This window comes from Paenibacillus chitinolyticus NBRC 15660 (assembly GCF_000739915.1).
GTDB lineage: Bacteria > Bacillota > Bacilli > Paenibacillales > NBRC-103111 > Paenibacillus_F > Paenibacillus_F chitinolyticus.
In genome coordinates this window covers 198,896-211,979 of record NZ_BBJT01000004.1, presented here as the reverse complement: position 1 = coordinate 211,979, position 13,084 = coordinate 198,896, and the positions used below count along the sequence as shown (strand labels likewise).

General features: G+C 56.8%; 9 protein-coding genes. 5 read left to right on the top strand and 4 right to left on the bottom strand.

Annotation, left to right across the window (positions count from 1 at the left end; translation table 11 throughout):
• Positions 1 to 27: 27 nt before the first annotated feature.
• Both PCH01S_RS30400 and PCH01S_RS10940 read right to left on the bottom strand, forming a co-directional pair.
• Entirely contained in the window at positions 28 to 177 is a 150-nt protein-coding gene (locus PCH01S_RS30400) for a hypothetical protein (protein WP_156972815.1), read from the bottom strand.
• Positions 178 to 419: 242 nt separating this feature from the next.
• Positions 420 to 2,672, bottom strand: coding sequence for a helix-turn-helix domain-containing protein (locus PCH01S_RS10940; RefSeq protein WP_042229225.1), 2,253 nt, complete (start codon positions 2,670 to 2,672; stop codon positions 420 to 422).
• 158 nt (positions 2,673 to 2,830) lie between these two features.
• Here PCH01S_RS10940 and PCH01S_RS10935 point away from each other — a divergent pair, with 158 nt between their 5' ends.
• The 5 genes from PCH01S_RS10935 to PCH01S_RS10915 are packed head-to-tail and all read left to right on the top strand — an operon-like array spanning position 2,831 to position 10,096.
• Complete coding sequence (locus tag PCH01S_RS10935; protein ID WP_042229222.1) at positions 2,831 to 4,228, top strand: alpha-L-fucosidase; 1,398 nt, start codon at positions 2,831 to 2,833, stop codon at positions 4,226 to 4,228.
• Between the two features lie 51 nt (positions 4,229 to 4,279).
• Positions 4,280 to 5,302 carry a carbohydrate-binding family 9-like protein gene (locus PCH01S_RS10930; RefSeq protein WP_042229220.1) on the top strand — a complete coding sequence of 341 codons (1,023 nt, stop codon included), beginning with the start codon at positions 4,280 to 4,282 and terminating at the stop codon, positions 5,300 to 5,302.
• A gap of 7 nt (positions 5,303 to 5,309) precedes the next feature.
• Complete coding sequence (locus PCH01S_RS10925; RefSeq protein ID WP_174446800.1) at positions 5,310 to 8,144, top strand: transglutaminase domain-containing protein; 2,835 nt, start codon at positions 5,310 to 5,312, stop codon at positions 8,142 to 8,144.
• A 15-nt stretch (positions 8,145 to 8,159) separates the two neighbouring features.
• Complete coding sequence (locus PCH01S_RS10920) at positions 8,160 to 9,221, top strand: glycoside hydrolase family 18 protein (RefSeq protein ID WP_042229219.1); 1,062 nt, start codon at positions 8,160 to 8,162, stop codon at positions 9,219 to 9,221.
• 53 nt (positions 9,222 to 9,274) lie between these two features.
• Entirely contained in the window at positions 9,275 to 10,096 is an 822-nt protein-coding gene (locus tag PCH01S_RS10915; RefSeq protein WP_042229217.1) for an alkaline phosphatase family protein, read from the top strand.
• Positions 10,097 to 10,412: 316 nt separating this feature from the next.
• On the opposite strand, the gene PCH01S_RS10910 is transcribed toward PCH01S_RS10915, so the two are convergent.
• Positions 10,413 to 11,843 carry a SpoVR family protein gene (locus PCH01S_RS10910; protein ID WP_042229216.1) on the bottom strand — a complete coding sequence of 477 codons (1,431 nt, stop codon included), beginning with the start codon at positions 11,841 to 11,843 and terminating at the stop codon, positions 10,413 to 10,415.
• The gene (yhbH, locus tag PCH01S_RS10905; protein ID WP_042229214.1) at positions 11,840 to 13,000 is read right to left on the bottom strand and encodes a sporulation protein YhbH; all 1,161 of its coding nucleotides are present in this window, start codon (positions 12,998 to 13,000) and stop codon (positions 11,840 to 11,842) included. Before yhbH ends, PCH01S_RS10910 begins: the two co-directional genes overlap by 4 nt.
• Positions 13,001 to 13,084 lie beyond the last annotated feature (84 nt).

Here is a 13,084-nt window from a genome sequence, read left to right as displayed (position 1 = left end):
AGCAGCTTCATGCGGAGCGGCAGTCCTTCACCGGGCGTTTCGCCGGGGCTTCTCTTCCTTCGTCAGACGGACGATCGCCGCCACACGCCGGCTGCCCTTGCGCGCCACAATAAGCAGGCCCGCCCCCGATGAATCGGGGAGCGGGCCTGCGGGCAAGGCGGCGGGGAGAAGCCGCATTCATGGGGCATCGCCGGGCATCACCGGGCATCACCGGGCTGCCGCCGGCTCAAGGATGCGGGTATACGGCCTGCCGGACCGGGAGCCCAACTTTCTGCCGCACGTTCAGCGGAACCCCATTCGAGGATCTTCTGCCTCGTGTTCCGGCCTTGTACAGCGGTTGGCCGAAGCGGACCCGCCATGTGGTTGACCGCCGTCATGTGACGCCGATCACCGCGCCGCCGTGCCACCGTGCGTTCGGGTTAAGCATGCTCGCCCGACGTGTTCAGCGTCCGGTACTGCCCCGGCGTATAGCCCGTTTCCTTTTTGAATTTGCGGATGAAGTTGGGGGTGTCCAGATAGCCGACGCGGACGATGATCTCTTTGAGCGGATCGTTTGTCGTTTTTAGCTGATGCATGACTTCGTTCATCCTTTTTTGCCAGATATACTGGATAAAATTGATGCCGGTCTTCTCCTTGAACGTCCGGCTGAGATAAGAAGGCGAGATCCCGTATTCGGCGGATACGACCTCCAGACTGAGCGTATGCTCCATGAAATGATTGTCGATGTACCCGACGATCCGGTCCATGAGGGAGTGCTCTTCCTTCGTCCGGTCCCGTTCGACCTGCGAGCATATCCGTCCGGCGAGGTCCAGGCAGATGGCTTCAAACTCCTCGGATGAATTGAAGTTGAGCTTGGACAGCACGTCCTGCGTCAAACCATGAATACCGAGCTCGGACGCGGTTTTCAGCAGGGTCGTCAGGATGTCGTAGTGAATCAGCCGCAGATGGGGGGCGCTCAGTCCGGCTGCCGGCAAGTTTTTCAGCGCTTCCTGAAGAGTCTGCTCCGATACGTCATAGCTGCCCTGTTTCAGACTTTGGGACAGCTTCAAAAGCACGTTGCCGGGAATCCAGAAGGTGCTGCGCTCCGGCGCATTGGACAGTTTTTCAAAAAAGGTAACGCTTCCATGAACGGTCAAAATGTTCGATTCGAACGCGGAACACGCTTCGATGTACGACTGGTTCAAATGCGCGTGGCTCGTATAAGCCGTTCCGACCCCGATGACCGGCGAGACATCGAACAGCTCTAGCAGGTGGGTCCGGATGCCTTCCACGATCTGCTGCATTTGACCGAAAGGCGTCTGACCGGAGGGATCGAACCCGACGACAAGGGCAAGCTGATTCGGCTGAGGAAGCTCCACGCTGTAAGCTCTGGCGGCAAGTCCGGGAAAATCGACCTCGGCAAAAAGCTGAATCATCGTCTGCCAGTCATCCTTGCTGTCGTGCAGATGAGAGCGCTTGTCAAAACCGATTACCACCGCGAAGTGACAGTCATGGTCGAATTTGAGATCGAAAGCTTCGAGAAGATCGGCCGACAGGCTTTTGGTCTGCCCGTATTTAAGCAGCATGAGCAGGGCGTGATTGCGGGCGTAAGGCTCCTGAAGATCCGCGCGGGTGCTGTGCTCCTGCAGGGAAATCCGGATTCGCTCGAGTTCATTGCCCGAAGTCCGGCTGCTTCTTGATTTGGAGCTGGCGAAATGGACCAGGTTCGAGATAGGCAGGTACTGCATCCGGGCAAGCAGCAGCGCCAGGGCGGCGCCGACGATCACGACGATGGACACCAGCAGAATAATAAAGCTGCGCACATGCAGCACGCTGCTGAAAAACTGGGCGCTCGGCATCAGTGTGACGTAAGTCCAGCCGTTTTTATCGGATTTCACGGATACGACGGAGTGGGACTGCCCGTTTAACGTCTGATTGTGAATGCCCGGAGGCAGCTTGAACAAAGCGCCGAGGTCGCCGGCCGTCAGCGATTCCTCGTTTCCGTTGTTCGTCAGGACCTGCCCGTTGTTGTCAAAAATGTACGTCAGCCCGCGGTAGCTGCCGAGAATGGAATCGATCAGGCCGGTGAGTTCAGACTCCGGAATAAAGTACATCACGGTCCCGTGAGGGGCCGGACTGTTGGGCGTAATCGGCACCAGGTAAGCGAGAATCGACTGCTGCAGGGATGTCGGCTGGCTGACGAGGTCCGCCGGACGCATTTTTGGAAATTTAAGCGTATTCAAATCCTGCCGCAGCCCGTTCTGGGTCCATTTGTGGAAGCTGTATTTGTCCGAAAACACATCCAGTCCTGACATGCCGAAGGACGAATAAATTTTATCGTCGTCGTGATAGTACAGGAACAGATCTCCGATTATGGAGCTGGTCGCTTTGTAGTTGTCCAACGCGCTGATCGCTTCCCGGCTGTAATAAGGGTCGTGGACCTTGTAAAGCGTCAGCCGTTCGTCATAAGAAATCCGGGACGCGATTTCGATCAATTCTTTGACCCTGCCGTCGATGATGGTTTTCGTCTGATTGAGCTGGTTGAGGTGAGACTGCTCGATTTCGGACTGGAGATTGCTCACGGCGCTGCGGTAAATAAAGATCGTCGCGAACGCCAGCGGAATAAGCAGGATGAACAAATACGACCAAATATATCGCATAAAAAGCTTCGATTTAAAGTAATCGGATTTCATTTATTGCTCCCTCCCGTTTCGGAATGATTTAGCCTCTGCATGATGTTTTGAAAGGAATATCCATAATCATACCAAAAAAACAGCGGATTCATAGGGCAGTTCGTAGGATTTATGAAAGGGATTACAAAAAAATATTCGGCTTGCTTGGAGGTTACGTGATGAGTGAGATGAACGCAGAGACACAAGAAGGGGCGGCTCCGGCCGTCGTGGAAGGCGTGCACAATTACAGCCGGGAGGAGGACTGGGCTAAACCGGAAGATCCTGCGCTGCTGGAGAGGTTGGAGTGGTTCCAAGACCAGAAGCTGGGGCTCATGATGCACTGGGGACCGTATTCCCAGCTTGGTGTCGTGGAGTCGTGGGCGCTGAGCGACGCGGATGCGGACTGGTCCCGGGACGGAATCGACTGGGACGTGAGCGCGGAAGACCTTAAACGCGAATACTTCGGGCTGAACCGCACGTTTAATCCGCTCCGCTTTCAGCCCGAGCTGTGGGCCGGACTCGCCGCAGACAGCGGCTTCAAGTACTTGAACTTTACGACGAAGCATCATGACGGCTTCTGCATGTGGGATACCCGCACGACGGATTACCGTGTGACGCATCCCGACTGCCCGTTCCATGCCCACCGGCATGCGGATATTTGCGGCAGGCTGTTCGACGCTTTCCGGGCGAAGGGACTGGCGATATCCGCCTACTTCTCGAAGGCGGACTGGCGCTCGCCCTATTACTGGGCTCCGGGCATGGAACGGGGCGGCCGCACGTCGCGGGGGACCTCTTACGACACGCGGGAACACCCTTGGTTGTGGGAGCAGTTCGTGAAGTTCACGCACGAGCAGATCGAAGAGCTTATGACCCGCTACGGGCGCATCGACATGCTGTGGCTGGACGCGGGCTGGGTGAACGCGGCCAACAACCAGGACATCCGGCTCGGCGAAGCGGTGGAAAAGGCGCGCGAGCTGCAGCCCTGGCTGCTCTGCGCGGACCGGACCGTCGGGGGACCGTACGAAAACCTGATCACCCCCGAGCAGACGCTCCCGGAACGCCCCCTGCTCGTCCCGTGGGAGAGCTGCATCACGATGGGGACATCGTTCTCGTTCCGGTATGAGGACACGTATAAAACCGTCCGCCAGCTCGTCCATCTCCTCATCGAGATCGTGTCAAAGGGCGGCAACCTGGCCCTCAACGTCGGACCTCAGCCGGACGGAAGGCTGCCGGAGACGGCTGTGGCCCGGATGAAAGGACTCGGGGCGTGGCTGAAGGTAAACGGCGAAGCCATTTACGGAACGCGCATCTGCGAGCCTTATTCCGAAGGAAGCTGGCGTTTCACGCGGAAGGGGGAGACCGTTTACGCCTTCTGTCTGGTCGAGCGGGAACAGTCGCCGATGGAGGCGGAGATATGCATCCCCCTCCGGGATTCCTTTGCCCGGGTTGAGCTGCTGGGCATGGACATGCCATTGGATTACCGGCTGACCGAAAAAGGAATTACCGTCCGCCTGCCGGAGTCTATTCGCGAGAAGGAAGTGCCCGAGGCAATCGTGTTCCGGCTGTCCAAAAAGTAGGGCGGCCCTGTCCGGAACAGTTGTATCCACTTAGAGAAAGGGGTGATCGGCATGGCGTTAAGCGGAGTGCCGGAACCACGCATCGTTTTTGCGCCCAAGCATTACTTGTGCAGACGGGCGTCCGGGCCGCTGGAGCTTGACGGACGGATCGACAAGCCGTTCTGGGAAGCGGCCGAATGGACGGAAGATTTTACGGATATCGAAGGAGACGCCAAGCCGCAGCCGTCCAAACGGACCCGGGCCAAAATGCTCTGGGACGACCGGTATTTCTATTTTGCGGCGGAGCTGACGGAGGACCAGATTTGGGCGACGCTTACGGAGCGGGATTCCGTCATTTTTTACGACAACGATTTTGAGATTTTTATCGATCCCGACGGCGATACCCACGAATATTACGAATTTGAGATGAATGCCTTGAATACGGTCTGGGATTTGCTGCTCGTCAAACCTTACCGGGACGGAGGGCCGCCCGTCAACGGCTGGGATATCGGCGGGCTGAAAACGGCGGTCCATATAGACGGGGAGCTGAACAATCCGGACGCGGACAACCGGAAATGGACGCTGGAGGTAGCGATGCCGTGGTCCGCTCTGCGAGAGTGCGCGCCTGAGAACCGCCCGCCGGTCCAAGGAGAATTCTGGCGTGTGAATTTCTCCCGCGTGCAGTGGCGGACGGAGACTGTGGACGGCTCCTACCGGAAAATGATAGATCCCCAAAGCGGCAACCCTTACCCCGAGGACAACTGGGTCTGGTCTCCGATGGGGATCGTCAACATGCATTATCCCGAGCTGTGGGGCTATGTGGTGTTTGCGGACGGGGACGGGCCGGAGAGCTTCGCGCTGCCGGACGATGAACGCGTAAAGTGGGAGCTGCGGAAGCTGTATTACCGGCAGCGGAATCATTATGAACGGTCGGGTGTTTTTATAAGCGATGTCGGCGAGCTTCTTGGCTGTGAGCCATGGACCATCGTTCCGCAGGTTGAAACCACGGCAAGAAGCTTTCAGATTTGCGCCGCCTCCGCCGACGGCAAAGCCGTCTATGTGATCCGCGAGGACGGAAAACTGTGGAAGGAGTGAAAGACAGATGAACGCGAACACGAATGACAATCCGAACCGGAACAATAAGCCGGTTAAGAACCGGAATGAGGCTGAGAACCCGAGCGTCAATCTCCTTGAAGACGACTTTTTGAAAGCGAATTTGAACGCGGATTCGGAGGTTGAACGGAACGCGATACTCAGGCCGGATTTGTCTGTTTTCTCTATGGATGCCGAAGCGCTGGCGGAAGTGCAGAGGAAATTCGACATCAAGCGGGAATTCGCCCGGAATAAAGAAGAGGAGCTTTTCGGCGTGTTCCGGCAGAAGCTGACCGAGGAAGAAACGTGGGCGCTCAAATTTCTTTTCGCGTATATGCCCTTAAACGATTTGGCGGATTACGACGGAATCTTGTTTCTGAATCACGTCCGCACGACACTTGAAATCCGTGCCAAAGTACCTTGGGGCGAGCGGGTGCCGGATCATCTGTTTCTTCACTTCGTGCTGCCTCTCCGGGTGAATAGCGAAAATCTGGAAGACTGCCGGGGCGTTCTTTATGAGGAACTGGCGGAGCGGACCAAGCATTTGCCGATGGAAAAGGCGATCCTGGAGACCAACTATTGGTGTCACGAGAAAGCCACCTATGTCGGAAGCGATCTGCGGACGATCTCGCCGCTGACCATGCTGCGAAGCGCGCAGGGACGCTGCGGGGAAGAGTCGACGCTCGCGGTATCCGCGCTGCGGAGCATCGGCATTCCCGCCAGACAGTGCTACACGCCGCGCTGGGCCCACTGCGACGATAATCATGCCTGGGTGGAGGCGTGGGCCGACGGACAGTGGCATTATATCGGCGCCTGCGAGCCCGAGCCGGTACTGGACCGGGGCTGGTTCGGCGCGCCCGCCCGGCGGGCCATGCTGGTCAACACTCGGGTTCACGCCAACTATCCGGGACCGGAACCGGTTACGCTGGCCGAGGAGTGGCTGACGGAAATCAACCTGCTGGAAACGTACGCGCCCGTACGGGCGGTGACCGTTGCCGTAAAGGACGAAGAAGGCCGGCCGGTTGAGGGCGCGCGGGTCCATTTCCAGCTGTATAACATGGCGGAGATGTACCCGATTGCCGTCATGGCGACCGATTCGGAGGGTCTTGCCCTGTTTAGGACGGGATGGGGAGATCTCCTCGTCCGTGCCGTCAAAGACGGCCTATGGGCAGAAGAGAAGCTCTCGGCTGTGGGCAGCTCCACCCTGGTAATGACGATCCGGAACGCCGAGGAGCCGCCGGGGACGCTGGACGTCGACATGGTGCCGCCTCCCGAGCGGGAAGGCGAGGCCCTGTACGCGGTTACCGAGGAGATGCTGAAGCTGCATCAGGCACGGGAGCAGGAGGGAGCCGCGGTCCGTAAAAACTTCGAGGATACGTTCCTAGGGGAACAGGACGCGGTAAAGCTGGCCGGAGAACTCGGTCTTCCTCCGCAGCGGGTGTGGAACGTGCTGCGCAAGGCCAGGGGGAACAGCCGGGAAATCCGCGATTTTCTCCTGGAGCGGAGCCCTTCTAACGGAGAGTGGCCTCTGCGGCTGCTGGAAAGCATGAGGGACAAAGACATGCTGGACACGTTCCGTCCGACTCTGGACGATCATCTCCTGCACGCCTTGAAATGGGCGGATGCCTGGGAGGAGGACGTGTTCGTCCCGTATATTCTTTGCCCGAGGGTGCACTTCGAAATGATCGGACCGTACCGGCGGCTGTTCGAAGAAGCGTTCACGGCGGAGGAGGCTGCCGCATACCGGAAAGACCCGTCCGGGCTTGTGCGCCGTCTTGCCGCCGAATACGAGGTGCGGGACGATTTGACGAATCTTCCCGGCCGGGCTTCCGCCGCAGGCAGCTTCGCGCTGAAGAAAGGCGACCGCCTTTCCCTCGATATTATGTTGGTCGCCGTCTGCCGCAGCCTCGGCATTCCGGCCCGGCTTCATCCGAATAATCAGAAGCCCCAGTTCAGGCTGGACGGAGAATGGAACAATGCCGGTTGGCAGGAAGAAAGCAAAGCGCAGAGAGGGACGCTGCTGCTCCGCCCGCCCGGCGAGCACGCGCATCCGGGCGCTACCGAGCCGCGGGAGACCGGCGTGCATTCAGATTCCGCTGCGTCTGAAGAGTCCGCCGCAGCGCCCGCCCCGGAGGCTTCCTACTTCCAGAACCTCACCGTAGCCCGGCTTGAGGACGGTCTTTACCGGACGATCGTGTTCCCGCACGGCAAGAGCGACTTGTACGCGGAGCCGCTGGAACTGGAAGCCGGCAGCTACCGGCTGACGTCCGGAACGCGGCTTAAGGATGGGACGGTGCGGGTCCGTTTCCGCCATTTCACCGTTCTTCCCGGTCGGCAGACGGAGCTTACGCCAACCTTCCGTGAGGCTCCTTCCGATGTTCCCGTGCTCGGTTCCGTGGACGGGCGCATCGTTTTCGGCAGCCTGGAGGAGAACGGAGAAACCTGCGTGCTTGAAGATTTGGCGGGCGGACGTGCCGTGCTGGCGGCCTGGATCGAACCGGAACGTGAGCCTTCCAAGCACCTGATCCGTGAGCTTACAGAGCTTTCCAATTTGTATGCTAAAGCGGAAGCAGCCGTTATAATGGTGGTAGGCGGCGACCGGAGAACGGTTTCATTCGATCCCGCCCGTTATGGCGCACTGCCTGAGGGAACTCATTTTGTCCGGGATGAAGATTACGGTTCCCTGGATGAATTTAACGCGAAGCGTCCGCTGCCCGAGGCCGGTTTTCCGCACGTTTTCGTTGTGGACCGGAAGGGACGAATCCGTTACACCCAGTCCGGGTACAAAGTGGGGTCCGCCAGGGAGGCTTTGCAAATTTTCGAAAATTTGTGTGAGAACGATTAGGAGGAAAACACCGCAATGAGCAAACCTTATGTAGTAGCGGGCTATGTCGCCGATGCCGGACTCCCGGACGTAACGGGGGAAGATCTCGGCAAGCTGACCCATCTGAATGTGGCTTTCGGCCATGTCCGGGAAGATGAAATCCGGATTGATCATCTTGCCTGTCTGGATGAGCTGACACGTTTTAAAACCGTTAATCCGGATCTCGTTCTGCTCCTGTCTGTCGGCGGATGGGGATCGGGCGGATTCTCCGAAGCGGCCTCCACCGAGGAGGGCCGGAGACGGATGGCGCAGTCCGCCGTGAATATCCTCCTAGCGCATCCGTTCGACGGGATTGATCTGGACTGGGAATATCCCTGCTACTCCACCGCAGGCATCCAGTCGAGCCCCGAGGACAAACGGAATTTCACGCTGCTTCTGCAAACGATCAGGGAAGCGATAGACGAACAGGGACGCAAGGATGGACGCCGTTACCTGCTGACGATCGCAGTGGGGGCCGACCAGTATTATCTGGACGGTACGGAGATGGACCAAGTGCACCGGTATCTCGATTTTCTTCAGGTGATGACATACGACATGCGGGGCGGCTTCCAGGTTCTCACAGGGCACCATACGAATCTTTACAATTCTACGGGGGATCTGTTCCGTATCAGCACAGATACGTCGATTAACCTGTACCTGAGTGCAGGCGTACCCCGGGATAAAATCGTCGTCGGCGCCGCTTTTTATTCCCGCCAATGGGAGAAGGTGCCGGATGCGGCAAACGGGCTTCACCAGATCGCCGGAGGCTCGGGCGGGTACGGTCCGAATTATACGACGCTTGCAAACGACTACATCAATAAAAACGGCTATGTCCGGTATTGGGACGAGGAAGCGAAAGCGCCTTACCTGTTCAACGGCAGCACGTTTATCACCTACGACGACGAGGAATCCCTTCAGCATAAGTGCCGGTATGTCGAGGAAAAAAACTTGGCCGGCATCATGTTTTGGGAGTACGGCTGCGATAAAACCCGCCGTCTGCTGGACAGCCTGCACCGCGGTTTGAATAAACCGATTGACAGCGCTTCAAAAACCTTTTAAGATCAAAACAACATGAAATCACATAAAGCCACATAAAAGAAGGTGGTACACGTATGGCAAAAACGATTGTCCTTGTATTGGACGGACTGCGCTACGACGTCATGCTCTCATCCATGGGCTATTTGAATCATCTTGTCGAAAAGTCGCAAGCGGCCTTGTACAAGGTGAAATCGGAGCTTCCGAGTCTCTCGAGGCCGCTTTACGAGGTGCTCCTGACAGGGACGCCCAGTTACATAAACGGGATTACGGCCAACCATGTCGTCAGGCTGTCCCGTTTTCCGAGCGTGTTTCATCTGGCCCGGCAGCAGGGCTTGACGACAGCCGCGGCGGCTTATCACTGGGTGAGCGAGCTGTACAATTCGGCCCCGTTCGATTACGTAGCCGACCGCATTCAGCACGACGAGAGCAAGCCGATTCAGCATGGCATGTTCTACTATGAGGACTCTTACCCGGATTCCCATCTGATCGGGGATGCCGAGCACTTGCGCAGGACGCATAACCCGGACTTTCTGTACGTTCATCCGATGAACATCGACGATGCGGGCCACAAATTTACGTCTGATTCCGCCAGGTACCGGGGACAGGCTCTACATATGGACGGACTGCTTGCCGTTCTCCTGCCCGTCTGGATGGAGCAGGGCTACCAGATTCTCATTACATCCGATCACGGCATGAATGAAGACGGACATCACGGCGGGACGGGCGACGCGGAGCGGGATGTCGGCCTGGTCGCGATCGGGGACCGGTTCACGCCGGGCGTGTACACGGACAGTTACCTGCCTCAACTGGCGATTGCTCCTTTGATCTGCTCCCTGCTCGATATTCCGGTATCCGCCCATATGTCGGACATTCCGGTAGCCGGCTTCTGCAAGTAGGCGGGAATTTCCCGCGCTTCGGGCGCCGCAAACAAAAACCTGCCTGAACCGGTTTATAACCGGGATAGGCAGGTTTTTGTTTGTCTGGCTCGGAGTCGGGCCGATTGGCAGCTTGAAATCTACTGGCTCGCAAGCCTAGTTGGGCTCATCGCAATATACTGATGGTGAAGACCCAGGCGGGTACGTGAATACCGCTGCGCACGCCAGATGCGAACCGCAGCAAAAAAAGCCTGCCTAACCGCAGCTAAGATGCTGATGGTCAAACAGGCTATTTTTTAGTGGACAAACGACTTGTTCCCTCGCTGTCCAATCTCTTTTACATAAACTTTCGGTGGCTTTTCTTTCCGTCGTATGAAAACAGCACCGCTTTATCTTCCACCACGCTTTGCAGGTAGACGGGTTTGCCCCACAGCCGGTACAAGTACGGCAACGTTTTTTCCACGTATTTCAGGTCGAGCTCGACGCCTTCGTACGAGTGCCGCAGATACAGCTCTCCGTTGCGCTGGTAATCCCCGTCGTACACTTCCAGATAAGGAAAGCCGCCGTTAACCCGGGAATATACCAGTTGGTCCCTGATGTTTTTCCAGGTCTTGTCGGTGATTTTCCATTCCGGCCCCTTTTTCTCGAACACATACAGATCCAGGTCTTCGACCAGCTCTTTGGTCATGTAATTGCGGATAAAAGAGGTGTCCGAATCGAATTCCCGGACTTCGAAAAGTTTGTTTCGGCCTCCGCCGTCCCGCCGCCCGTACTTTTCCCGTTCTTCCTCATTCGGATTGTCCCAGCGCTTCTCGATATCCTCGAAGATTTTGAGCCCGAGGTAGTAGGGGTTAAGCGAATGCCTGGACGGCTGGACTACGCCCGAATTCAGCTTGGAGTACTCGATCGTCTCCTCCTCGGTCAGGTCAAGCTCGCGCAGAATGCGCTGATGCCAGTACGAAGCCCAGCCTTCGTTCATGATTTTGGTCTCCATCTGCGGCCAGAAGTAGAGCATTTCATCGCGCATCATGGTCATAATATCGCGCTGCCAGTCCTCCAGGTGGGGAGCGTTCTCTTCAATGAACAGGAGAATGTCCTTCTCCGGTTTCGGCGGAAAACGGACCGTCCGGCTTTCTTCCTCCTCCGGTTCCGAGTCCTGCCGCTCCAAATCCCACAGGTCCTCGTAGCCGGTTTTCGGTCTGCCGTTCCTGCCGAGCTTGTCGTTGTCCTTGCCGTCCTGTTCTTCCGGTTTCATGCGTCCCGGCGTCGTCAGGCTCGGATCGACGTGCTCCTGCACGGCCAGCACGCAGTCCAGAAATTCCTCGACCCGCCGGGCTCCGTACTCGATCTCGTATTGACGCACGCGCTCGGCGGTAGCCGACATGCTTTCCACCATATTGCGGTTGGTGCGGGAGAAACGCGCGTTGTTTTTGAAAAAATCGCAGTGAGCGAGAACGTGCGCCACGATCAGCTTGTTCTGGATCAGCGAGTTGCCGTCGAGCAGGAACGCGTAGCAGGGATCGGAATTGATGACCAGTTCGTAAATTTTGCTAAGCCCGAAATCGTATTGGGTCTTCATCTTGTGGAAGGTTTTGCCGAAGCTCCAATGCGAAAAGCGGGTCGGCATTCCGTAAGCCCCGAACGTATAAATGATATCGGCGGGGCATATTTCATAGCGCATCGGATAGAAGTCGAGGCCGAAGCCTTCGGCCACTTCCGTAATTTCCGCAATCGCATGTTCAAGCTGGCGTATTTCGTCCGGTGTCAAATAAGTTCGCCTCCCTCGGTACGGGGTGTGAAGAAGGATCGGAGCGCCTTGTGCACTTCGGATTTTTCCCGGATGATGTAGTGCATAAATTTCGGATGATGAATATTGCGGTAAGCGGACATGAGCGTGGAGCTGCGGTTATACTGGTTGACTTCGCCGTAGCCGAACATGTTGGAACGCTCCATTAGCTGTCCGATCAGCTTCACACAGCGTTCGTTGTCCGAGGTGAGATTGTCGCCGTCCGAGAAATGGAACGGATAAATGTTATACTGCTCCGGCGGATACCGGGAGTCGATGATGTCCAGCGCGGCCTGGTATGCGGAAGAACAGATCGTACCGCCGCTTTCGCCTTTTGTAAAAAACTCCTCCTCCGTCACTTCTCTCGCTTCCGTATGATGGGCGATGAACACGATTTCGACATGCTCATACTTCGTCCTTAAGAAACGCGTCATCCAGAAGAAGAAGCTGCGGGCGATAAACTTTTCGAACGATCCCATGGACCCCGACGTATCCATCATGGCGATGATGAGGGCGTTGGAATGAGGCTTTTCCACTTCGTTCCACGTTTTGAAACGCAGATCGTCCGGCGAAATGCCATGGATGCCGGGATCGCCCTGCGTGGCGTTGCGCCGTAAATTTTCGAGTATCGTCTTCTTCTTGTCGATGTTGGACATAATGCCTTTCTTGCGGATATCGTTGAAAAGCACTTCCTTCACCGAGAAATTTTTCTTATCTTTGCGCTGCAGGAACGGCAGTTCCAGCTCTTCGAAAAGGAGAGCCTGCAGCTCCTCGAACGAAACCTCGGCCTCGTAATAATCCTCGCCGGCCTTATCGCCGGCTCCTTCGCCTTTGCCTCCTTTGGAGGAAGGCTGGGGATCTACGCCGAGAACGTCACCGACTTGACTGTCGCCGTCGCCCTGTCCGACATGCTTGCTTTTCTGGTAGTTATATCGGAACCGGTACTCGTCGAGTGAGCGGATCGGGACTTTGACAACCTGCTTGCCGTTGGACAGAATGATGCTCTCATCGGACACGATGTCGGGCAGATTCTGTTTGATCGCATCGCGGACTTTTTCCTGGTGTCTCGTCTGGTCCTGGAAGCCTTTGCGGTGAAGTGACCAGTCCTCTCGGGAGACGATAAACGAAGAGTCTGTCATGATGGGCACCTTCCTTGTGGAATATGGGGCACAGTTTGGCCTGTTGTTAAGTAAGTATATTCACGGGAAGGGACGATATGTGAT